A 21,792-nucleotide genomic window follows, 5' to 3' on the forward strand; every position below is an offset into this window, starting at 1 on the left:
TGGGCTCGATCGTGTGCTCGCTAGCTGCGGTCCTCTTGACCTATTTTGCGCAGATCATTCGTAAAGCCCAAGGAAGCGACACCGCCGGCCGGGGCGGCACCCGCGTGCTGCCCCGGCCCCAGCCGCACAGCGGCTAGAGCAGGCCGTCCCAGAACTGCTCGAGGAGGACCGCCCACCAGGTGTCGGGCGCCTGGAGGGCCGCCGGGTCGAGCGCGGCCAACTCGGCCTGGAAGTCGGCGGTCCAGCGCCCGGCCTGATCCGGCGTCAGGCCGTAGCGCAACGGCCACATCCGACCGAGCAGGGCGAGCGACCGGACGAACTCCGGCACACCACTGTTGACGAAGCGCGGGGCCTCTCCGGTTCCTTCCAGGTCCACCGCGACCACGGCCGCTGTGCCGTACTGCACACAGAGCTGGCGTCCGTAGTCGTTGCCGAGCACCAGGTAACCGCCCGCGTCGGCCGCGGCCGGCCGGCCGCGCTCGGCGGCCAGCTCGGCCAGGGTCGGGATCGGCCGGTCCTTGGGGGCGTGCGCCCAGAAGAACGGCCCGAAGCTGGTCGGCAGACCGGCCCAGACCAGGGTCTGCGCGACCACTTCGGGCACGCCCGCACGGGAGACCGCCCGCTGCTCGTAGCGGAACACGCCCTGGCCGAAGAACTGCGCGAGCTCGGCGCCGAGCTGCTGTGGCGGCACCGGCGGCCGGGGCGGGACGCTCCCGGGTGCCGGCAGCGGCACCCGGACCGGGCGCGGGCGGCGCGGGCCCGCCGCCAGCTGGTGCAGCTCGTCCAGATGGTTGAGCAGGTGGGCCATGCCGGCCTGGCGGGCCTGGTGCTCGCGACCGTACCCGGCCGTGTGGGTGATCCGGACGTTCGGCCAGGAGGAGGCGACCAGCCGCGCGCAGTAGCCGCCCGGCAGGTCGCAGCACTCCAGCTCGGTGTGCAGCTCCAGCACCTGCTCGGCCGGCACGCCCAGGCGGCGCAGCTCTTGCAGGATCTTCCACTCCGGGTGCGGCGTGCCGGGCTCGCTGCGCTGCATCACCTTCTGCTCGGAGCCGTCGGGGGCGCGGTAGCTGAGCACGGCCAGGTAGCCGGGCCCGACGGTGGGCACGCCCGGCGGGACCGGCGCGCCCTGCGGCGGCAGCCCCGGGACCGGCGCGGCGGCACCGGGCACGGGCGCGGCGGGGAACCCCGGACCGCCCGGAGCGCCCGGGAGGGCAGAGGCCAGCTGGGTCGCGGCCTGCGCGACACCGCCGCTCTGCGGCGCACGCTGCGGCGCGGGCGCCTTGCTGGTCGCGGCGGAGGCCAGCTCGTCGGCGCCGGGCTCGCCGCGCAGACCCACCGGCGGCGGGGGCGGCGGCGCGCTGCCGGCGCCCCGGCCGGCCGGTGCGGCGTGCGGCTCGCCACCGCCACCCTGGTGCAGCAGACCGCCGGGCGGCGGCGGGGGCGGCGCACTGCCCGCACCACGGCCACCCGCCGCGGGGGGCGGCGGCACGGGGGCACCGCCCTGGGCGGGCCCGCCACGCAGACCGGGCGGCGCGGGCGGCGGCGGGGCGCTGCCCTCACCACGGCCACCACCGGCGGACGGCGGCATCGGCCCGCCGGGGGCACCGGGCGCGCCCGGCAGACCCATCAACCCGGGCGGGCCGTCCGAGGAGAGCATGGTCGGCGCGTACGCGACGCCCTGCCCCTGGCTCTGGGGCGACGGCGTGGCCGGCGGCGGGGCGACGGGCGGCGCGGCGGGAGCCGGAGCGGGCGCGCCGGGCAGACCCATCAGTCCGGGCGGGCCGTCGGCGGCGAGCATGGTCGGCGCGTACCCACCCACCGGCGCGGCGGGGGCGGGCGGCGCCACCGGCGCGGGGGCCGGCGGCGGCGTGGCCGTGGCCGGCGCCTGCGGTGTGTCGGCGACGGGCCGCGCGGGCGGCGGCATCCGGACGGTCAGCGCGTCCGGCGGGGTCTGCGGGGCCGACTCCTGCTCCTCGCCGTGCTCCGCCAGCTCCCAACTGGGCGGCGGGGCGAGCATGCTGGGCGCGTCCCCGGCCGGGCGGTCGGAGATCGGCGGAGCCGTCAGCCGAGCGGGCTCGGGCGTCACCGGCGACGCGGCCGGCGCGGCAGGCGCAACAGGCGCGGCAGGCGCGGGAACGACCGGCGCCGCACCCAGCTGCTCGGCCTCGGCCGCCAGCGCCGCCGCTCCGGCGTCCAGCACCCACTGCGGCGGGCTGAGCAGGAAGGAGGTCGCCTCGACCGGTCCGGGCATCGGCTTGGCCAGCCCGGACGGGGTCGCGCCGGCCGGGCGCCCGTAGGCCTCCTCGTAGCGCCGGACCACCTCGTTGGCCGGCAGCGCGGGCCAGAGCGTGCTCGCCCCGGTGTCCCGGGCGATCACCAGCTTGACCGCACCGCCGTCCGAGGAGGGCCCGCCGTCCCGGTCCTCCGCCCAGCAGACGAAGCCGAGGTCGAACTCCCGCACCCGCACCTCGCGCTGCTGGAAGGGCGGCACCCCGCCGTTGATCCACTCCGCCGCCAGGTCCTGCGCCTGCGCGTACGTCATCATGCCGGGACCGCCTCCGCCCTGTCCGCCACCGCTGTCACACCCATACCGGTACCGCTCGCCGCATGCCTCACGACACCGGCACCGCGCGGGCGAACCCGCCGTCCACCATCAGCTCCGCCACCGTCTCCAGCTCCGGCGGACTGCCGGCCAGCCGGAGCAGGAAGTCGTCGAAGGTGTCGCCGCAGCGCAGCAGCAGCCGTCGCACCCGATCGGTCGGCTCCTCCGGCGCGCCGTTGTCGCGGGCGTCGTCGTAGAGGCAGAACCAGACCGAACCGAGCTCCTCGCCGCGCACCTTGAGCGCGAGGATGCCGCCCTGGGCGTAAGCGATGCCCAGGTAGTCCTTGGTCAGATGGTCGCGCAGGCACTTGTTGGCATAGACCAGGTCCTCGATCCCGTACTCCTCACCGAGGGTCAGGAAGGGCTGGTCGAGCAGCAGGCCGAGCTCGGTGTCCAGCGCCACGCCGACCGGGGCGTGCCCGCCGGCCAGCTTGAGGAAGCCGCGGTACGGGCCGGGCAGCCGGTAGCCGAGCTTCTCCTCGGCGGCCTGCACCAGGTCCTCGCCGACGCTCAGCGGGCTGCCGCCCTCCTTGGAGAGCGAGAAGTGCGCGGCCTTGCTCTCCTGCAGCGGCCGGGTGCCGCGCCGGGAGTGGTCGGCAGCCGAGGTGGCCAGGCCGCCGTGGTGCCGCAGCAGTGCCTTGACCTCGACCGGCACCAGCTCCATCCGCCGCCAGCCGGGCGCCGCGCGGCCCACCGCGTGGTGCCAGGTCCAGCCGGGCGGGGTGGCCACGGCGACCTCCTGATCGGCCCACAGCTCGTGGCCCTGGCTGAACAGCGCGGCGTTGGCCGAGACGTAGTCGGTCAGCCGCAGCTCGTCCACGCCGAAACCCGCGGGCGGGTCGGCGACCTCGGCGGCGGCCTTGGCGTACGGACCGAAGTCCGGGTAGCCCTGGGCGTCCACCCGCACCCCCTCGGGGTACCTGGCGGCTCGCACCGGGTCGGGAAAGTGGACCACCTGTCCCGCGTAGGCCGCGTTGGGCGCGGCAGCGAGGCCGGGCCGACCTGTCGTCATCTGGGTGCCCCCTGCTGAAGCCGATGTAGCTAGGCACCAGGGTATGGGGTCGACGCTGCGGGCCGTCCCCTGGCCCGGCCGCCCGGGAAAACCGGACCCTCCAGCGCGATTTGTGAATGATCCGTGAACCTGATGGACCATCAGGACACCTGCCCGCCCCCCGGGTGATCCACTGTCCGAGACGTTTGGCAGGCTGGCCCCAGGCTCGCCGTCGACCGGACCAGGCGCGCCGTCGACCGGAGAGGAGCAGCCGTGGACGACACCGCACCGGCCGCGCCGCTGCTGCGCCACCACCGGGACAGCCTGCTGCCCGCGGTGGCCGCCGCCCTCTCGCTGCGCGGCGGCGACGTGCACACCCTGGCCGGGCGCAAGGCCGACCAGGAGCCCGAGTTGCACCCGCTGGTCGGCGAGTTCCTGACCCGCCTGCCGGTGGAGCACCGGGAGCGCTTCACCGGGCGCTGCCCGGAGGCCGTCCTGCTCTCCAACTACCTCGGCACGGTCGAGAGCGGCCGCTCCAAACGCGCCGCGAAGAAGCCGCTCAGCCTGCACGAGGCCCGCAAGGCGCTCAAGGGCGCCAAGCTGACCACGGTGCGGATCCGCGAGCCCGACGATCCGGCCCACGGCACCCACGCGCCACCGTGCCGCTCCTGCGCACCGCTGCTGGAGCACTTCACCGTGCAGAGCGTCGCGGTCGGGCCCCGAGCCCAGGCCTGACCCGGCCTCAGGTCCCTGTCCCCCGAGCCCGGAGTACCCCCTGAACCCGCTCAGCTCAACGACCGCGAGCCCGGTCCGTTCCCAGCCCCGGTTCCCCGCCGAGGTCGCCGCCGCGCTCAAGCAGGCCGGCTGGCACCCGGGCCGGTGGGAGATCCGGCGCGCCGAGGAGTGGGCCGACCAGCTGCTCGGCCGGCCCGCCCCGGACGGCGTCCCGCACGTGGTCTTCCCGGCCGCGATCGAGGCCTGGGCCGAGTTCGGCGGGCTCTCCTTCGACCTGTCGGGCGCCGGCCGCGAGGTGGCCCGCACCCCGTTCCTGCTCGACCCGCTCTGCGGGCTGCACCTGCCGCGCACCCTGGCCGACCTCTCGCGCGCGCTGGACAGCCAGGTGGCGCCGCTGGGCGAGGAGCGCTTCGGGCAGGCGGTGCTGGCGATCGACGAGGCCGGCCGGGTCTACAGCCTGGACCACACCGGTGAGTGGTTCCTCGGCGCCGACCTGGACCACGCGGTCACCACCCTGCTGCTCGGCATCCGCCCCGAACGGCTGCGCACGGTCGCGGACGAGTACTGACCCACCGTCAGCTCAGCCGGTCAGCCGGTCGGCCCGCTCGGCCAGCCGGGAGGGCAGCAGCGCCTCGACCCGGAACCCGCCGTCCTGCTCCGGACCGGCCCGGAAGCTGCCGCCCAGCGCCCGGACCCGCTCCTCCATGCCGACCAGCCCGTTGCCCCCGCTGGGCAGCCGGACCTGCTCGCCGCCGACCGGGCTCTCGTTCACCACCGCCACCCGCACCCCGTTGGGCACGTAGGCCAGCAGCACCGAGACCTGGGCACCGCCGGCGTGCTTGTGCGCGTTGGTCAGCCCCTCCTGGACCACCCGGTAGGCGGTCTGCTCCGCCTCCCCCCGGTACGGCTGACGGGCGCCGCTCACCGTGAGGGTGACCCGCATCCCGGCCGCCTTCGACTGGCCCACCAGCTGCTCCAGGTCGGCGAGCCCGCACACGTTCTCGGCCGCCGTGTCCTCGTTCATCCGCAGCACGCCGAGGATCTCGCGCAGCTCGTTCAGCGCCTGCCGCCCGGTCTCGGCCATCAGCTTGGCGCTCTGCGCCGCCTTCTGCGGGTCCCTGGCCACGATCCGCTCCAGCGCGCCGGCGTGCACCACCATCAGGCTGACCCGGTGCGCGACCACGTCGTGCATCTCCCGGGCGATCCGGGTGCGCTCCTCGAGCCGGGCCCGCCGGGCCCGCTCCCTGGCCCGCTCGGCCAGCAGGTCCAGCTCGGCCTCCAGCCCCTGCGCGCGGTCCTTGAGCGACTCGACCAGCCGTCGCCTGGCGCCGATGTAGAGGCCGGTGACCACCGGCGGCACGGTCAGCCCGACCGCCACCAGCACCGAGAGCAGCACGAAGACCCAGCTGGCCGGCAACCGGTCGCCCGGCTGCGGTTTGGTGGTGAACATCGCGAACAGCACCATGCCCAGCGTCTCCACGAAGACCACCGCGGAGAGCGCCATCACCCGGCGCCGCCCCGCCGGCCAGGCCCAGGTCGAGCTGAGCGTGTAGAGCGCGACCACCAGCAGCACGATGCCGAAGAGCCCGGGCACCAGGACCATCGAGACCAGCACCGGCAGCGCCGGCCACCGCCGCCGCAGCAGCAGGCTGGCCCCGGCGAGCGCGCCGATCACCGCGGCCGCCACCGCGAACCCGGTCCCCAGGTGCATCCGGTCCAGGACCAGGCTGTAGCCGCCCGTCGCACACTCCAGCGCGGCCAGCGCGGCCAGCAGCGCGTCCAAGAGCGCGCTGCGCCGCCGCTCCCACCACCAGAAGCCACGGTCCTGCGCGCCCGCCCCAGGCGACAAGCTCATGGGCGACAGCCTAAGCGAGGTGCCCCCGGCCGCCCCACCGAGTTCTCGTCACGGGTTCGCCCGGGTCACCTCCGCATCGTGCCGACCGCCGCCGCGCACCGCGCTGTCCGACATGCGACCGGCTCAACCGAGCGGCGAGCGGCGACACATATGCTGATCCGGTCGGACAGCGCGGTCCGCCGCCGCCCACCCACCACCCCAGGGAGCCAGCCGTGACCGCTCCGGTCCCCATCTCGGCCGACCACCCGAGTGCCGACCAGCCGAGCCCGCTCACCACCGATCCCACAGCAACTGATCGCGCGGCCACCAATCGTGCGGCCGACGAACTGCCGCCGCCCGACCCGACCGCCGACAACGCCGCCCTGCGCGCGGACATCCGCCGCCTCGGCGACCTGCTCGGCGAGACCCTGGTCCGCCAGGAGGGCGCGGAGGTGCTCGGCCTGGTCGAGCAGGTCCGGCTGCTCAGCCGCACCGACGGCGAGGCCACCGCGGAACTGCTCGGCAACATCGACCTGGAGACCGCGGCCAAGCTGGTGCGGGCCTTCTCCACCTACTTCCACCTGGCCAACGTCACCGAACAGGTGCACCGCGGCCGCGAGTTCGCCGCCCGCCGGGCCCGCGAGGGCTCGCTGCTGGCGCAGACCGCCGACCAGCTGGTCGAGGCCGACCCCAAGCACCTCGCCGACACCCTGGCCCACCTGGCGGTCCGGCCGGTCTTCACCGCGCACCCCACCGAGGCGGCCCGCCGCAGCGTGCTGAACAAGCTGCGCCGGATCGGCGAGCTGCTGGAGCGCATCCACCGCGAGCACGCGGCCGCCGGCATCTCGCCCACCGACTCGGCCCGGGTGACCTCGGCCAGGCGCTCGGCCGACCGCCGCCTGGCCGAGGTGATCGACCTGCTCTGGCAGACCGACGAGCTGCGGATCGCCCGCCCCGAGCCCACCGACGAGGCCCGCAACGCCGTCTACTACCTGGACGAGCTGTACCGCGAGGCCGTCCCCGAGGTGCTGGAGGAGCTGCACGAGGAGCTGGCCAGGGTCGGCGTCGCGCTGCCCGACGGGGTGCGGCCGCTGACCTTCGGCACCTGGATCGGCGGCGACCGGGACGGCAACCCGAACGTCACCCCGCAGGTCACCTGGGACGTGCTCAACCTGCAGCACGAGTACGGCATCAAGGACGCCCTGGACACCGTCGACGACCTGCGCAACACGCTCTCCACCTCGGTCCGGCTGGCCGGCGCCTCGGAGGACCTGCTCGCCTCGCTGGAGGCGGACCTCAAGGTGCTGCCCGAACTGAGCCCGCGCTACAAGCGGATGAACGCCGAGGAGCCCTACCGGCTCAAGGCCACCTGCGTGCGGCTCAAGCTGGAGAACACCCGCGAGCGGCTGGCCGCCGGCACCCCGCACCTGCCGGGCCGCGACTACCTCGGCACCCGCGAGCTGATCACCGACCTCAAGCTGATCCAGGACTCGCTGCGCTCGCACCGCGGCGAGCTGATCGCCGACGGGCGCCTGGCCCGGGCGATCCGCACCGTCGAGGCGTTCGGCCTGCAGCTGGCCACCATGGACGTGCGCGAGCACGCCGAGGCGCACCACCACGCGCTCGGCCAGCTCTTCGACCGGCTCGGTGAGGAGGCCTGGCGCTACAACGACATGCCGCGCGAGTACCGCCAGAAGCTGCTCGCCAAGGAGCTGCGCTCGCGCCGCCCGCTGGCCCCCACCCCGGCGCCGCTGGACGCCGCGGGGACCAAGACGCTGGGCGTCTTCACCACCATCCGCGAGGGCTTCGAGCGGTTCGGCGACGAGATCGTCGAGAGCTACATCATCTCGATGTGCCAGGGTGCCGACGACGTCTTCGCCGCCGCCGTGCTGGCTCGCGAGGCCGGCCTGATCGACCTGCACGCCGGGGTGGCCAGGATCGGCATCGTGCCGCTGCTGGAGACCACCGACGAGCTGCAGCAGGCCGACCGGATCCTGGAGGAGATGCTCTCCGACCCCTCCTACCGGCTGCTGGTCTCGCTGCGCGGGGACATCCAGGAGGTCATGCTCGGCTACTCCGACTCCTCCAAGTTCGGCGGCATCACCACCTCGCAGTGGGAGATCCACCGGGCCCAGCGCCGGCTGCGCGACGTGGCCCACCGCTACGGCATCCGGCTGCGCCTGTTCCACGGCCGCGGCGGCACCGTGGGCCGCGGCGGCGGCCCCTCGCACGAGGCGATCCTGGCCCAGCCCTGGGGCACCCTGGAGGGCGAGATCAAGGTGACCGAGCAGGGCGAGGTGATCTCCGACAAGTACCTGCTGCCCTCGCTGGCCCGGGAGAACCTGGAGCTCACCCTCTCCGCCACGCTGGCCGCCTCGGCGATGCACACCTCCCCGCGCCAGGCCCCCGAGGAGCTGGCCCGCTGGGACGCCGCGATGGACACCGTCTCCGAGGCCGCGCACACCGCCTACCGGACCCTGGTGGAGCAGGAGGACCTGCCGAAGTACTTCTTCGCCGCCACCCCGGTCGACCAGCTCGCCTCGCTGCACCTGGGCTCGCGCCCGTCCCGCCGCCCCGACTCCGGGGCCGGCCTGGACGGTCTGCGGGCCATCCCGTGGGTCTTCGGCTGGACCCAGTCCCGGCAGATCGTCCCCGGCTGGTACGGGGTCGGCTCGGGCCTGGCCGCCGCCCGCGCGGCGGGCCTGGGCGACGTGCTGCCGGAGATGTACGGCAAGTGGCACTTCTTCCGCAACTTCCTGTCGAACGTCGCGATGACGCTGGCCAAGACCGACCTGCGGATCGCCCGCCACTACGTCGAGCAGCTGGTCCCCGGCGAGCTGCAGCACGTCTTCGACCAGATCACCGCCGAGCACGACCTGACCCTGCGCGAGGTGCTGCGGCTGACCGGCGAGAACGAGCTGCTGGAGCACAACCCGGTGCTCAAGCAGACCTTCACGGTCCGCGACGCCTACCTCGACCCGATCTCCTACCTGCAGGTCGCGCTGCTGCGCCGGCAGCGCGAGGAGGTCTCCGCGGGTCGCCCCGAGGACCCGCTGCGGGCCCGGGCCCTGCTGCTGACCGTCAACGGCATCGCCGCCGGCCTGCGCAACACCGGCTGACGACCGGACGAGGAAGGGGCCCGCACGCCGTCCAGGCGTGCGGGCCCCGTCCGTATCCGTATCTCGCCGCTCGGCTACCGCTCAGGAGTGCTTCTCGCCCCGGCGGCGCTTGAGCAGCCACAGGGCGCCGCCGCCGGCCGCGACCGCCACGCCGCCGGCCACCGCCGGTATGCCGGCGTTGCTGCCGAGGGTGGAGATGAAGGCCCCGGAGAGCGCGTTCGGCACCGCGATGGGGGTCGGGACGGGCGAGGGGGCCGGCGGCTGGACGTCGACCAGTTGGGCGTCCAGCGCGGTGGGGTCGGTGGCAGGCCGGGCCGGGCGGACCCGGCCGCCGGCGTGCGAACCGCCGTAGGAGTACACCCTGGTGCGGGTGGCCGTCGGCGTGGGGGTCGGCGTCGGCGTGGGGCAGCCGCTGGGCAGCGGGGCGACGGTCGGCGACGGCGTGGCCGTCGGCGAGGCCGTGGCGCTCGGCGACGGGTCGGCGCTCGCGCTCGGCAGCGGCGGGCAGCTGGGACTGGGGCTGGACGTCGCGGTGGGCGAGGGGCTCGCGCTGGGCGTCGCCGTGCCGGTCTGCGGTGCCCCGGGGGCCGAGGCCGACGCGCCGGCGCCGGGGCCCGGTATCGGCCAGGGGAACGCGCTCACCGACGGGGCCGGCGAGCCGCTCGGCTCAGCGCCGAAGGCGAACCCGGCGCCACCCAGCAGCCCCGCAACCGCCACCATCCACGTACCGGCCACCCGTGCCGTACCCAAGCCCGCGCCCACCAGCGCCCCCATCTTCCCGAGTTCCGGTGAACCGTATCCGATCGGCTGCGGCCTTCCGGCCCCCGAACGGTGCCCGCGGGGAAGAGTTGTACGACTGTTGCCCTGCCTGTCATGCGTGCAGCGGTGATTGACGGACACTCAGGAATCGTCCAGCGGGCTCTCAGGTGTTGTAGGTGCCCTGGGCGCGCTCCAGACCTTCCGTCAGCAGTGCCTCGACCGCGTCCGCCGAGCGGTCCACGAACCAGTCCAGCTCCTTGCGTTCGGCGGACGAGAAGTCCTTGAGCACGAAGTCGGCGACCTCCATCCGGCCCGGCGGGCGGCCGATCCCGCAGCGCACCCGGTAGTAGTCCGGGCCGAGCGACTTGGTGATCGACTTGAGCCCGTTGTGGCCGTTGTCGCCGCCGCCGAGCTTGAGCCGCAGCGTCGCGTAGTCGATGTCCAGCTCGTCGTGGATCGCCACCACGGCCGAGGCGGGGGCCTTGTAGAAGTCGCGCAGCGCGGTGACCGGGCCGCCCGAGAGGTTCATGAAGGTCATCGGCTTGGCCAGCACCACCCGCTGCCCGACCAGCCGCCCCTCGGCCACCTGGGCCCGGCTCTTGTGCGCCTTGAACTTCGCGCCGATCCGCTGGGCCAGCAGGTCGACCACCATGAAGCCGATGTTGTGCCGGTTGCGGGCATAGCCCTCGCCGGGGTTGCCCAGGCCCACCACCAGCCAGGGGCCGGTGTACTCGTCGCTCATCTCCCACTCCTCCTGTTACGACCACATCATCGCGCGAACGCAGCGCTGCCCCGACTCCCACACGGGAAGTCGGGGCAGCGCTGAAGCTACGGACTACCGCAAGGCTCAGGCCTCGGCGGCGGCCTCCTCGGAGGCCTCCTCCTCGACCGGAGCGGCCTGGGCGGCGATGACCTGCACCACGACGGTGTCGGCCTCGACGGCCAGGGTGGTGCCCTTCGGCAGCGCGATGTCGCCGGCGGTGATGGAGGCGCCGGCCTCCAGGCCCTCGACCGAGACGGTGACCGACTCGGGCAGGTGGGTGGCCTCGGCCTCGATCGGCAGCGAGTTCAGCACGTGCTCGACCAGGTTGCCGCCGGGGGCCAGCTCGCCCTCGACGAGCACCGGGATCTCGACGTTGACCTTCTCGCCGCGCTTGACCAGCAGCAGGTCGACGTGCTCGATGGTGCGCTTGATGGCCTCGCGCTGGACGGCCTTCGGCAGCACGAACTCGTCCTTGCCCTCGATCGGGACGACGAGCAGGGCGTTCGGGGTCTTCAGGGCCATCATCAGCGCGTGGCTCGGCAGGTTCAGGTGAACCGGGGTGAGGCCGTGACCGTAGACGACACCGGGGACGAAGCCGGCGCGACGGGCGCGACGGGCGGCACCCTTGCCGAACTCGTTGCGGGGCTCGGCGGCAAGGCGGATCTCGGACATGCTGCACTCCTGGAGTGAAACGGGTGCAGAAAGCGAAAAACCGCCGAGACCACACCCTCAAGAACATTGGGGCAGCTCGGCGGATATAGATCCAGCGCGTCGATCACGGAGCAAGCGCCCGAAGGCGCACGGCTTCCCTCGCCGAGCAGTCTCACGAGTCTAACCGCACCCCTCGTCAACCGTGAAATCGGCCCCGTCGCTCAGCAGCGACGGGGCCGATCGGGCCGTACCGTTCAGGCCGCGCCGTTCGGACTTGACACGGCGTCAGCGGGGAACCGCCCGACGGTTCAGTGCACGCCCTCGAAGAGCGAGGTGACCGAGCCCTGCTCGAAGACCTCGCGGATCGCGGCGGCGATCGACGGGGCGATCGAGAGGGTGGTGACCTTGTCCAGCTGGAGCTCGGCCGGGCAGGGCAGCGTGTTGGTGAAGACGAACTCGCTGACCCGCGAGTTCTTCAGCCGGTCGGCGGCCGGGCCGGAGAGCACGCCGTGGGTGGCCGCCACGATGACGTCGGCGGCGCCGGCGTCGAAGAGCGCGTCGGCGGCGGCGCAGATCGTGCCGGCGGTGTCGATCATGTCGTCGACCAGGACGCAGACCCGGCCCTTGACGTCACCGACCACCTCGGCGGAGAGGATGGTGTTGGCCTGGCTCATGTCGCGGCGCTTGTGGATGATCGCCAGCGGGGCGTCCAGCCGGTCGCACCACTGGTCGGCCACCTTCACCCGGCCGGCGTCCGGCGAGACGATGGTGAGCTTGTCGCTGGCGACCTTCTGACCCACGTAGTCGGCCAGCAGCGGCAGCGCGAACAGGTGGTCCACCGGGCCGTCGAAGAAGCCCTGGATCTGCGCGGTGTGCAGGTCGACCGCCATGATCCGGTCGGCGCCGGCCTGCGCCAGCAGGTCGGCGATCAGCCGGGCCGAGATCGGCTCGCGGCCCAGGTGCTTCTTGTCCTGGCGGGCGTAGCCGTAGAACGGCAGGATCGCGGTGATGCTCTTGGCCGAGGCCCGCTTCAGCGCGTCGATCATGATCAGCTGTTCCATGATCCACTGGTTGATGGGAGCCGTGTGGCTCTGCATCACAAAGCAGTCCGCCCCTCGGGCGGAGTCCAGGAAGCGGACGTAGATCTCGCCATTGGCGAATTCGAAGGCCTTGGTCGGGACGAGCTCGGTGCCCAGCGCCGCGGCCACCTCCTTCGCCAGCTCAGGGTGGGCACGGCCGGAGAAGAGCTTCAGTTTCTTCTCACCCGACGTCGTGATCCCGCTCACTGCACCGTCTCCTCGTGTTGCTGCCGCATGGTCGCCGCGCCGCACCCGGACGGCAGGAGCCGCCCGGGCCGGTGGTCGACGAGGGAATGGGTACGCCTCGGCACGGGCTACAGCCCCACGGCGCACGTATGTACACCAGGTTACGCGCCCGCTCGCGAAGGACCCGGCCCGGGACCTGTGCGGCTCGCCACTCCAGGCGGCTCAGGCCTCCGGGGCCTCGGCCGCCGCCTTGGCCAGCGCGGCCGCCGCCGCCTCGTCGGAAGCAGTGCCGGGGCGCTTGCGCGCCACCCAGCCCTCGATGTTGCGCTGCTGTGCGCGGTTCACGCCGAGCGCGCCCGGGGGCACGTCGTTGGTGATCACCGAGCCGGCACCGGTGTACGCGCCGTCACCGATGGTGACCGGGGCGATGAGCATGTTGTCGGTGCCGACCCGGGCGTGCGCACCGATCACGGTGGGGTTCTTGTTCACCCCGTCCCAGTTGGCGGTCACGCAGGCCGCGCCCACGTTGGCGCCCTCGCCGATGGTGGCGTCGCCCATGTAGGAGAGGTGCGGCACCTTGGCGCCGGCCCCGATGCTCGACTTCTTGACCTCGACGAAGGTGCCGACCTTGCCCTTCTCGCCGAGCACCACGCCGCCGCGCAGGTAGGCGAACGGGCCGACGGTGGCGCGGGCACCGATCTCGGCCTGCTCGACCACCGCGTTGGTCAGCGTCGCGCCGGCGCCGACCACGGTGTCGGTCAGCGTGCAGTGCGGGCCCACCTGGCAGCCCGCGCCGAGGTGGGTGGCGCCGTGCAGCTGGGTGCCGGGCAGCACCACGGCGTCCGGCTCGTAGCTCACCTGCGCGTCGATCCAGGTGCTGGCCGGGTCGACCACGGTGACCCCGGCCCGCATCGCCGTCTCCAGCAGCCGGTCGTTGAGCAGCCGGCGGGCCTCGGCGAGCTGGACCCGGTCGTTGATGCCGACGATCTCGCGGTGGTCGGCGGCCACCAGCGCGCCCACCCGGTGCCCGGCCGAGCGCAGGATCTCCAGGGTGTCGGTCAGGTACTCCTCGCCCTGCGTGTTGTCCGTGCCGATCCGGGTCAGCGCCTCGGCCAGCAGCTTGCCGTCGAAGGCGTAGACACCGGAGTTGATCTCGGTGATCGCGAGCTGGACCGGGTCGGCGTCCTTGTGCTCGACGATGCCGGTGACCGCGCCGCCCGCCGGATCGCGCAGGATCCGCCCGTAGCCGCGCGGGTCGGGCACCTCGGCGGTCAGCACGGTGACGCCGTTGCCCTCGGCGGCGTGCCGCCCGGCCAGCTCGCGCAGGGTGGCGGCGGACAGCAGCGGGGCGTCCCCGTAGGTGACGATCACCGTGCCGTCCAGCGTGATCCCGTCGACGGCCAGCGCCTCCAGGGCGACCCGGGCGGCGTGCCCGGTGCCGCGCTGCTCCTCCTGCACCACCGAGTGCACCTGCGGATGGGCGTCGGCCAGGTGGGCCGCGACCTGCTCCTTCATGTGCCCGATCACCACCACCAGGTGCTCCGGCGCCAGCTCCTCGGCGGCGGTCACCACGTGTCCCAGCAGGCTCCGGCCACAGATCGGGTGCAGCACCTTGGGCAGTGCCTTGGACTTCATCCGGGAGCCCTCACCGGCGGCGAGCACGATGACGGCGGCAAGGGGGTTGGCACTCACGCGGGAGGCTCCTTGAGGGGTGACCGGAGGACGGGCGGGGATCGTCGACGCGACTCCGCGCACCGCGCGGTCGGCCGGGCCCGAGAATGACCAGTCCTGAGAATAACCGCACAAGGTGATAACACTCGCACACCAGCACGCGTGGCCGGGGCGAACCGCCCCGGCCACGCGCAGTGCTCCGCCGGTTGGATTCGAACCAACACTGCAAGGCTTCAAAGGCCTGCGGGCTGCCGATTACCCCACGGCGGATGGCTGCTCAGACCATACCGGAGTCCTCCCCCGGCTGGGTATCGCCTTCGATCCCCAGGGTGACACCCGAGGCCCGCTCCGCCGCGCCCTGCTTCCCTTGGCGGGCCCGGCAACTTACGATGCCGTAAGTTACGCAACCGTAGGCACCGCTCCTTATCCCTAAGGGACAGCCCATGACGATCCAGGCCGACCAAGCGCCGGCGCCAGCCGCCCGGCCCGCCTCCGAGGTTTCCGCCACCCTGGGCGGCGAGAAGCAGGGACTGGCCGAACGGCTGGCCCTCGGGTTCTTCATCGCCGTGCCGTTCCTCGCCCTGCTGGCCGCCGCACCGGTGGCCTGGGGCTGGGGCCTGGGCTGGCGGGACCTGGCGATCGCGACGGTCATGTACTTCCTCACCTGCCACGGCGTCACCGTCGGCTACCACCGCTTCTTCACCCACCGCTCGTTCAAGACCGGCCGGGCCCTGAAGATCGCCATGGCGGTGGCCGGCAGCCTCGCCGTCGAGGGCCCGCTGGTGCGCTGGGTGGCCGACCACCGCAGGCACCACAAGTTCTCCGACAAGGAGGGCGACCCGCACTCGCCCTGGCGCTACGGCGAGAGCGTCCCGGCGCTGCTCAAGGGCCTCTGGTGGGCGCACATGGGGTGGCTCTTCGACTCCGAGCAGACCCCGCAGCACATCTACGCGCCCGACCTGGTGAAGGACCGCGACATCCGGGCCGTCTCCCGGCTCTTCTGGCTCTGGACCACCATCTCGATGCTGCTTCCGCCGCTGGCCGGCGGGCTGCTCAGCTGGTCCTGGCAGGGTGCGCTGACCGCCTTCTTCTGGGGTTCGCTGGTCCGGGTGGCGGTGCTGCACCACGTGACCTGGTCGATCAACTCGATCTGCCACGCGATCGGCGAGCGCCCGTTCAAGTCCCGCGACCGCTCGGGCAACGTCTGGTGGCTGGCGGTGCTCTCGTGCGGCGAGTCCTGGCACAACCTGCACCACGCCGACCCGACCTCGGCCCGGCACGGGGTGCTGCGCGGCCAGGTGGACTCCTCCGCCCGGCTGATCCGCTGGTTCGAGCAGGCCGGCTGGGCCCGTGACGTCCGCTGGCCCGACGCGGGGCGCATCGACGCCCGGCGCACCGCATGACCCGTCGGCTACAGCATGATGGAGGGGTGAACGGGAGCAACGGAGACAGCGCAGACGGCCATCGCCCGGCCTCCTCCTCGGCGGCCCCGGCCCGCGGGCGAGCGGGCCGGGTTCGGATGACGGGCAAGCAACGGCGCGAGCAGCTGCTGGACATCGGGCGCTCCGTCTTCGCCGAGCGCGGCTACGACGGCACCTCGGTGGAGGAGATCGCCGAACGGGCCGGCGTCTCGAAGCCGGTGGTCTACGAGCACTTCGGGGGCAAGGAGGGGCTCTACGCGGTGGTGGTGGACCGTGAGATGCAGCTGCTGCTCGACATGGTCACCGGGGCACTGACCGGGGGTCACTCGCGGGAGCTGCTGGAGCAGGCCGCCTTCGCGCTGATGGACTACATCGACACCTCCACCGACGGCTTCAAGATCCTGGTCCGGGACTCCCCGGTCGCCCAGGCCACCGGCACCTTCGCCTCGCTGATCAGCGACATCGCCACCCAGGTCGAGGACATCCTCGGCCTGGAGTTCAAGGCCCGCGGCTTCGACGCCCGGCTCGCGCCGATGTACTCGCAGATGCTGGTGGGCATGGTCGCGCTGACCGGGCAGTGGTGGCTGGAGGTGCGCAAGCCGCAGAAGGCCGAGGTCGCCGCGCACCTGGTGAACCTGGCCTGGCACGGCCTGGAGGGGATGGAGCGGCACCCGAAGCTGGTGGGCGACCGGCAGAACTGAGACCGGCCCCCTAACTGGCGGACCCGCTAAGCCGACGGGTGGTTTCCCGGCGGATCAACGGGCGGTGAACGGTTTCTCGATGTCAAGAGGCTTCATATCGACAGAACCCCCGATACACTGATCCACATGGAGGACGAGGTCGACCGCCTGGTCGCAGCATGGCGCCGAGAGCGCCCCGACCTCGACGTGCAACCGCTCCAGGTGCTCAGCCGGGTCAGCAGGCTCGCCCGCCACCTGGACCGGGCCCGGCGCACGGCCTTCGCCGAGCACGGCCTGGAGCCCTGGGAGTTCGACGTGCTGACGGCGCTTCGGCGGGCCGGGCGCCCCTACCAGCTCTCCCCCGGGCAGTTGCTCACCCAGACCCTGGTGACCTCCGGCACCATGACCAACCGGATCGACCGCCTGGCCGGCAAGGACCTGGTGCAGCGACTGCCCGACCCGGACGACCGGCGCGGAGTGCTGGTCCGGCTGACCGAGACCGGCCAGGAGAAGGCCGATCAGGCACTGGCCGGGCTGCTCGCGCACGAGCGCGAACTGCTCGCCGAGCTGTCGGGCGGTCAGCAGTCCGAACTGGCCTCGCTGCTGCGGCAGCTGGTCGCGCCGTTCGACAACATCCCTGGCTGACCTTCGAGTTCAGCCGGTACGGGCCTCCGGAGTCACTGGGCGCGGCCGGCTCAGGAGGTCGGCGCGCCCGCCGGCTCGGCCGGCCCGACCCCGGCCCGGCGGGCCAGCGCGACGGCGGCCAGGGTGGAGTGCACCCCGAGCTTGCCCAGCACGTTCTGCATGTGGGTGCGCACGGTGTGCGGGGAGAGGTAGAGCCGCTCGGCCACCGCCTGCCGGCCCAGGCCCGCCACCATGCAGCGCAGTACCTGCTTCTCCCGGGGCGTCAGCGACTCGACCAGCCGCTCGCTCTCCGTGCGGTCGCGCCGAGCCGTGGTCAACTCCCGCACCACGCCGGTGAGCAGGGAGGGCGGCAGATGGGTCTCGCCGCGCAGCACCCCGCGCAGCACGGTCAGCAGCCGGGTCAGCGAGCTCTCCTTGGCCACCCAGCCGGCCGCGCCCGCGTAGAGCGCGCGCACCGCCCGGCGCGGATCCTCCTCGGCGGCCAGCACCACCGCGCGCAGGCCCGGATAGGTGTGGCAGGAGCGGCCCAGCAGGGTGATCCCGTCCACCGGGCGGCGCTGCGCCGCCGTGCTGGACGGGCGGGCCTCCACCGGGACGGCGGACGGGCCGACCAGCCGGGCCGGGACCAGCGCGCTGCCGGCCCGGCGCGGGGCCGGCACGACGCCGGTCGGGCGGCGCAACGCCGTCGGGCCCGCGCCCTCGGGCTCCGCCCCCGGCCGCGGGCGGCGCGGCGGGCCGAGCACTGCGGCGGTCGCGCCCAGGTCGGCGTCGACCAGCAGGATGTCGAAGGGCCGACCCTCGGCAGCGGCCCGTTCCAGGGCATGCTCGGCGGCGGCCGCGCTACCCGCGGCGCCGACCTCGATCTCCTGCTCGGCGGAGAGCGCGGTGGCGAGCGCCTCGGCGAAGATCCGGTGGTCGTCGACCACCAGGACGCGGATCCGCCCCATCTTGTTCCCCCTGCTTCGGCTCGGGCCCCCATCCGATACCGGACTCAGGGTACGGGGTGCAGGGCGCGCCGGTGGGGGTTCGGTGAAATTCCGTCAGATCCGGTCATCCTGTGCGAAGTCGACAGCAGGTTCGATCAGCAGGTCGGACCAGCGGATCAGACCAGTCGGCGGGCCCCCGCACTCGCGCTCGCCGGGAAGACCTGCGGAGCCGCGTACCCCGCCGCCAGGAACGCCGCCGTGACGGCCGCTCCGACCGCCTGCGCAGCCTGCTGCGGGGCCAGGGCGATCACCGAACCGCCGAAGCCGCCACCGGTCATCCGGGCGCCCAGCGCACCTGCCAGCAGCGCCGTGTCGACCGCCAGATCGGTCTCCAGGCAGGAGACCTGGAAGTCGTCCCGCAGCGAGGCATGGCCCTCGGTCAGAATCGGTCCGAGCCGGGCGAACTCGCCTCGGTCCAGCAGCGCGATCGCGCGCAGAACTCGTTCGTTCTCGGTCACCACATGGCGCACCAGCGGGCCCAGTTCGGCCGGCAGCGCGGCCAGCGCACCGGACAGCCGCTCGGCGGGCAGGTCGCGCAGCGCCGCCAGCCCGAGCAGCTCGGCCGCCCGCTCGCAGCCGGCCCGCAGCGCGGCGTAGCCGCCGTCCCCGATGTCGTGCTTGACCCGGGTGTCGATCACCAGCAGTTCCAGCCCCTGCTCGGTTGGGCGGAACGGGACCTGACGGTGCGCCAGGTCACGACTGTCCAGGAAGAGTGCGGACCCCTCGGTGCAGCAGCAGGAGGCCATCTGGTCCATCACCCCGCACGGCACCCCCGCGAACCGGTTCTCCGCGCTCTGCGCGAGCAGCGCCAACTCGGCCGAGGTGAGGCCGAGTCCGTACAGCTCGCGGTAGGCCACCGCGACGGCGCACTCCAGCGCGGCGGAGGAGGAGAGGCCCGCACCGGTCGGCACGTCGCTGTCGAAGTACAGGTCGGCGCCGCCGATCCGGTGCCCCGCCTCTCGCAACGCCCAGACCACGCCGGCCGGGTAGCTCACCCAGCTGGTCACCAGGCCGGGCGCCAGCTCGGCCACCGGCAGGTCGGTGACCACATCGTCGCCCTGGGCGCTGTAGAGCCGCAGCCGCCCGTCGGAGCGCGGCCGGGCGGCCACCTTCACAGCCTGCGGGAGAGCGATCGGCAGGGCGAACCCGTCGTTGTAGTCGGTGTGTTCACCGATCAGGTTGACCCGGCCGGGCGCCGCCCACACCCCGGTGGGGGCGGCGCCGAAGATCGACTCGAACTCGTCTCTCACGTTCTCTGCTCTCCCGCAGGGTCGCTACCGCTACTTGGCGTTGAACTTGGCGAGCGTGAAGGCCCAGGCGTCGGCCACGATGGCGTCCAGCTCGGGGCGCTCGGGCGTCCAACCGAGGGCTTGGTGGGCGCGCTCGGCGGAGGCGACCAGGACGGCCGGGTCGCCGGGGCGGCGCTCGGTGGTGACCACCGGGATCTCCCGGCCGGTGACCCGCTTGACCGACTCGATCACCTCGCGGACCGAGAAGCCGCTGCCGTTGCCCAGGTTGCAGATCAGGTGCTCGCCCGGCTTGGCGGCCGTCAGCGCCAGCAGGTGCGCCTCGGCCAGGTCGGCGACGTGGATGTAGTCGCGGATGCAGGTGCCGTCCGGGGTCGGGTAGTCCTCGCCGAAGACCGAGATGTGCGGGCGCTGGCCCAGCGCGGCCTGGAAGACCAGCGGGATCAGGTGCGACTCGGGGTCGTGCCGCTCGCCGTAGGCGCCGTAGGCACCGGCCACGTTGAAGTAGCGCAGGCTGACGGCGGCCAGGCCGTGGGCGATCGCCTCACTGGTGATCAGGTGGTCGACGGCGAGCTTGGTGGCGCCGTAGCAGTTGGTCGGCGAGGTGCGGGCGGTCTCGGCGATCGGGGTGACCTCCGGCTCGCCGTACACGGCGGCGGTGGAGGAGAAGACCAGCTTGCGGACGCCCGTCTTGCGCATCGCGCTGACCAGCTCCAGCGAGCCGGCCACGTTGTTGCGCCAGTACTTCTCCGGGTCCGCGACCGACTCGCCGACCTGCGAGGAGGCGGCGAAGTGCAGCACGGCCTCGAAGGCGCCGCCGTCCAGCACCTCGGCGGCGTCCTGGACCCGGCCCTGGACGAACTCGGCGCCGGCCGGCACACCCTCGCGGAAGCCGGTGGACAGGTCGTCCAGCACGGTCACCTGGTGTCCCGCCTCCAGCAGGTGTGCGGCGACCACGCTGCCGACGTAGCCGGCACCGCCGGTGACCAGGTACTTGCTCATGTTGCGACCTCCCGCAGGCGCTGCGCCGCCGCCTCGGGCGACACATCGTTGACGAACGCGTCCATGCCGGATTCGACGCCGGCGAGGAACTTCAGCTTGCCTACCGTACGTCGGATCGTGAACAGCTCCAGATGCAGTGCCAGCTCGGCACCGCCCCTGCGGGGCGCCTGGTGCCAGGCGGCGATGTAGGGGGTGGGGGGCGGCAGCTGGTCCGGGGCCTCGGCGCCCGTGCCGAAGAGCCGGTCGAAGCGGCGCAGCAGCTCCAGGTAGAGGCGCGGGAACTCGGCCCGCTCGGCCTCGTTCAGCGCGGTCAGCGCGGGCACCCGGCGGTTCGGGTAGAGGTGCGCCTCGTACGGCCAGCGGGCGGCGAACGGGACGAAGGCCGTCCAGTGCTCGCCGGCCAGCACCACCCGGACGGGGTCGGCCAGCTCGGCCGCCAGCAGGTCCTCGAAGAGGTTGCGGCCGGTGCGGGCGCGGTGCTCGTTCGCCTGGGTGATCATCTTGACGGTGCGCGGGGTGGTGAAAGGGAAGGCGTAGATCTGGCCGTGCGGGTGAGCCAGCGTCACCCCGATCTCGGCGCCGCGGTTCTCGAAGCAGAAGACCTGGTCGACGTCGGGCAGCGAGCCCAGCTCGGCGGTGCGGTCGGTCCACGCGTCCAGCACCAGGCGGACCTTGGCCTCGTCGAGCCCCGCGAACGAGGCGCGGTGGTCGGCGGTGAAACAGACCACCTCGCAGCGGCCGACACCGGGTCGGGCCAGGTGCAGGGCGGGCGACTCGGTGGACGGGTCGGCGGACGGCACGGTGGACGGGTCGGCGGACGGCGGCTGGCCGGTCGCCGCCTCTCCCGTCGCCTCGACGTAGGCGGCGGCGTCGGCGGCGAGCGAGGGGAAGCGGTTCTCGAAGACCACCACGTCGTAGTCGGCGGCGGGGATCTCGCTGAGGCGGTCGCCCTGGCTGGGGCAGAGCGGGCACTCGTCGGCCGGCGGGTGGTAGGTGCGGGCCTGGCGGTGCGCGGCCACGGTGACCCAGTCGCCGAGCACGGGGTCGCGGCGGATCTCGGCGAGGCTCGCGGTCGGCTCCAGCGGACGCCGGTCACGGACGTCGCGCAGCGCCGACTCGTCCCGGTCGTAGTAGATCAGCTCGCGGCCGTCCGCCAGCTTGGTCGTGGTCTTCCGCACAGTCTCCGCCCTCGCTGTGGCTATTCGCCGTTCAATGCTTCACACATAATCAAACATTACTCATCAGCAGTCAACAGATCGGGACGCAGATCGGCGTGCCAGGACACGGCGCGACCAAGAAAGATGAGAAGGGCCCGGCGGGCGGGCGCTGTTCGCGGACCGGCCGGGGGCACACCGAACACCGCTGGGGCCGTGTCGAGCCCGCCCGGGTCCCCGTCGGGCACCCCTCCGGGGACGCGCCGG

19 protein-coding genes and 1 tRNA gene are annotated in these 21,792 nt (G+C 73.3%); 7 read left to right on the forward strand and 13 right to left on the reverse strand.

Features of this window, described 5'->3' with window-relative positions; all coding sequences use genetic code 11:
• Positions 1-133: 133 nt before the first annotated feature.
• Positions 134-2,545 carry an SUKH-4 family immunity protein gene (locus P3T41_RS04860; RefSeq protein ID WP_280687937.1) on the reverse strand — a complete coding sequence of 804 codons (2,412 nt, stop codon included), beginning with the start codon at positions 2,543-2,545 and terminating at the stop codon, positions 134-136.
• A 67-nt stretch (positions 2,546-2,612) separates the two neighbouring features.
• Positions 2,613-3,614, reverse strand: a complete 1,002-nt coding sequence (locus P3T41_RS04865) for an HNH endonuclease (RefSeq protein WP_280687939.1) — start codon at positions 3,612-3,614, stop codon at positions 2,613-2,615.
• 252 nt (positions 3,615-3,866) lie between these two features.
• Between P3T41_RS04865 and P3T41_RS04870 the strand changes: the two genes are divergently transcribed.
• Positions 3,867-4,328 (forward strand): YwqJ-related putative deaminase, encoded by a 462-nt coding sequence (locus P3T41_RS04870; RefSeq protein ID WP_280687941.1) that lies wholly within the window; start codon positions 3,867-3,869, stop codon positions 4,326-4,328.
• A 40-nt stretch (positions 4,329-4,368) separates the two neighbouring features.
• Positions 4,369-4,896 carry an SUKH-3 domain-containing protein gene (locus P3T41_RS04875; RefSeq protein ID WP_280688053.1) on the forward strand — a complete coding sequence of 176 codons (528 nt, stop codon included), beginning with the start codon at positions 4,369-4,371 and terminating at the stop codon, positions 4,894-4,896.
• Positions 4,897-4,908: 12 nt separating this feature from the next.
• Here P3T41_RS04875 and P3T41_RS04880 read toward each other — a convergent pair whose 3' ends face one another.
• Entirely contained in the window at positions 4,909-6,183 is a 1,275-nt protein-coding gene (locus tag P3T41_RS04880) for a histidine kinase (RefSeq protein ID WP_280687943.1), read from the reverse strand.
• Positions 6,184-6,509: 326 nt separating this feature from the next.
• Here P3T41_RS04880 and ppc point away from each other — a divergent pair, with 326 nt between their 5' ends.
• Positions 6,510-9,281, forward strand: a complete 2,772-nt coding sequence (ppc, locus tag P3T41_RS04885; RefSeq protein ID WP_280688054.1) for a phosphoenolpyruvate carboxylase — start codon at positions 6,510-6,512, stop codon at positions 9,279-9,281.
• Positions 9,282-9,362: 81 nt separating this feature from the next.
• Here the strand turns inward: ppc and P3T41_RS04890 are convergent, their stop codons facing one another.
• Entirely contained in the window at positions 9,363-9,641 is a 279-nt protein-coding gene (locus tag P3T41_RS04890; RefSeq protein WP_280687944.1) for a hypothetical protein, read from the reverse strand.
• A 10-nt stretch (positions 9,642-9,651) separates the two neighbouring features.
• Between P3T41_RS04890 and P3T41_RS04895 the strand changes: the two genes are divergently transcribed.
• On the forward strand, positions 9,652-10,170 hold the full coding sequence (locus P3T41_RS04895) for a hypothetical protein (RefSeq protein ID WP_280687946.1): 519 nt from the start codon (positions 9,652-9,654) through the stop codon (positions 10,168-10,170).
• A gap of 33 nt (positions 10,171-10,203) precedes the next feature.
• Here P3T41_RS04895 and pth read toward each other — a convergent pair whose 3' ends face one another.
• The 5 genes from pth to P3T41_RS04920 all read right to left on the reverse strand — a co-directional run bounded on the left by pth (position 10,204) and on the right by P3T41_RS04920 (position 14,660).
• On the reverse strand, positions 10,204-10,782 hold the full coding sequence (gene pth / locus P3T41_RS04900; RefSeq protein WP_280687948.1) for an aminoacyl-tRNA hydrolase: 579 nt from the start codon (positions 10,780-10,782) through the stop codon (positions 10,204-10,206).
• A gap of 105 nt (positions 10,783-10,887) precedes the next feature.
• A complete protein-coding gene (locus tag P3T41_RS04905) occupies positions 10,888-11,475 on the reverse strand; it encodes a 50S ribosomal protein L25/general stress protein Ctc (RefSeq protein WP_280687950.1) in 588 nt (195 codons plus the stop codon).
• Between the two features lie 287 nt (positions 11,476-11,762).
• Positions 11,763-12,740: a ribose-phosphate diphosphokinase gene (locus P3T41_RS04910; protein WP_280687952.1), complete on the reverse strand. Its 978-nt coding sequence runs from the start codon at positions 12,738-12,740 to the stop codon at positions 11,763-11,765.
• 201 nt (positions 12,741-12,941) lie between these two features.
• A complete protein-coding gene (glmU, locus tag P3T41_RS04915) occupies positions 12,942-14,411 on the reverse strand; it encodes a bifunctional UDP-N-acetylglucosamine diphosphorylase/glucosamine-1-phosphate N-acetyltransferase GlmU (protein ID WP_280687953.1) in 1,470 nt (489 codons plus the stop codon).
• A gap of 176 nt (positions 14,412-14,587) precedes the next feature.
• Positions 14,588-14,660: transfer RNA gene (locus P3T41_RS04920), tRNA-Gln, on the reverse strand.
• A gap of 173 nt (positions 14,661-14,833) precedes the next feature.
• On the opposite strand from P3T41_RS04920, the gene P3T41_RS04925 reads away from it, so the two are divergent.
• The 3 genes from P3T41_RS04925 (at position 14,834) to P3T41_RS04935 (ending at position 17,136) form a co-directional block, all read left to right on the forward strand.
• A complete protein-coding gene (locus P3T41_RS04925; protein WP_280687955.1) occupies positions 14,834-15,793 on the forward strand; it encodes an acyl-CoA desaturase in 960 nt (319 codons plus the stop codon).
• Between the two features lie 26 nt (positions 15,794-15,819).
• Complete coding sequence (locus P3T41_RS04930) at positions 15,820-16,512, forward strand: TetR/AcrR family transcriptional regulator (RefSeq protein WP_280687957.1); 693 nt, start codon at positions 15,820-15,822, stop codon at positions 16,510-16,512.
• A 126-nt stretch (positions 16,513-16,638) separates the two neighbouring features.
• Entirely contained in the window at positions 16,639-17,136 is a 498-nt protein-coding gene (locus P3T41_RS04935; protein ID WP_280687959.1) for a MarR family transcriptional regulator, read from the forward strand.
• Positions 17,137-17,186: 50 nt separating this feature from the next.
• Here the strand turns inward: P3T41_RS04935 and P3T41_RS04940 are convergent, their stop codons facing one another.
• The 4 genes from P3T41_RS04940 to galT form a co-directional block, all read right to left on the reverse strand.
• A complete protein-coding gene (locus tag P3T41_RS04940; RefSeq protein WP_280687961.1) occupies positions 17,187-18,083 on the reverse strand; it encodes a response regulator transcription factor in 897 nt (298 codons plus the stop codon).
• Between the two features lie 155 nt (positions 18,084-18,238).
• Entirely contained in the window at positions 18,239-19,372 is a 1,134-nt protein-coding gene (gene galK, locus P3T41_RS04945) for a galactokinase (protein WP_280687963.1), read from the reverse strand.
• Between the two features lie 30 nt (positions 19,373-19,402).
• Positions 19,403-20,371: a UDP-glucose 4-epimerase GalE gene (galE, locus tag P3T41_RS04950; RefSeq protein ID WP_280687965.1), complete on the reverse strand. Its 969-nt coding sequence runs from the start codon at positions 20,369-20,371 to the stop codon at positions 19,403-19,405.
• Positions 20,368-21,549, reverse strand: a complete 1,182-nt coding sequence (galT, locus tag P3T41_RS04955; protein WP_280687967.1) for a galactose-1-phosphate uridylyltransferase — start codon at positions 21,547-21,549, stop codon at positions 20,368-20,370. The genes galE and galT overlap by 4 nt, the downstream gene beginning before the upstream one ends.
• Positions 21,550-21,792: the final 243 nt, after the last annotated feature.

The sequence above is a fragment of the Kitasatospora sp. GAS204B genome (genome assembly GCF_029892155.1).
GTDB lineage: Bacteria > Actinomycetota > Actinomycetes > Streptomycetales > Streptomycetaceae > Kitasatospora.

Excerpts from the sequence above, each read along its gene's own strand:
- P3T41_RS04940 (WP_280687961.1), bottom strand. The coding sequence starts at position 18,083 with ATGGGGCGGATCCGCGTCCTGGTGGTCGACGACCACCGGATCTTCGCC.
- P3T41_RS04865 (WP_280687939.1), bottom strand. The coding sequence starts at position 3,614 with ATGACGACAGGTCGGCCCGGCCTCGCTGCCGCGCCCAACGCGGCCTAC.
- P3T41_RS04935 (WP_280687959.1), top strand. The coding sequence starts at position 16,639 with ATGGAGGACGAGGTCGACCGCCTGGTCGCAGCATGGCGCCGAGAGCGC.
- galE (WP_280687965.1), bottom strand. The coding sequence starts at position 20,371 with ATGAGCAAGTACCTGGTCACCGGCGGTGCCGGCTACGTCGGCAGCGTG.
- P3T41_RS04905 (WP_280687950.1), bottom strand. The coding sequence starts at position 11,475 with ATGTCCGAGATCCGCCTTGCCGCCGAGCCCCGCAACGAGTTCGGCAAG.
- P3T41_RS04880 (WP_280687943.1), bottom strand. The coding sequence starts at position 6,183 with ATGAGCTTGTCGCCTGGGGCGGGCGCGCAGGACCGTGGCTTCTGGTGG.
- P3T41_RS04860 (WP_280687937.1), bottom strand. The coding sequence starts at position 2,545 with ATGATGACGTACGCGCAGGCGCAGGACCTGGCGGCGGAGTGGATCAAC.
- pth (WP_280687948.1), bottom strand. The coding sequence starts at position 10,782 with ATGAGCGACGAGTACACCGGCCCCTGGCTGGTGGTGGGCCTGGGCAAC.
- P3T41_RS04925 (WP_280687955.1), top strand. The coding sequence starts at position 14,834 with ATGACGATCCAGGCCGACCAAGCGCCGGCGCCAGCCGCCCGGCCCGCC.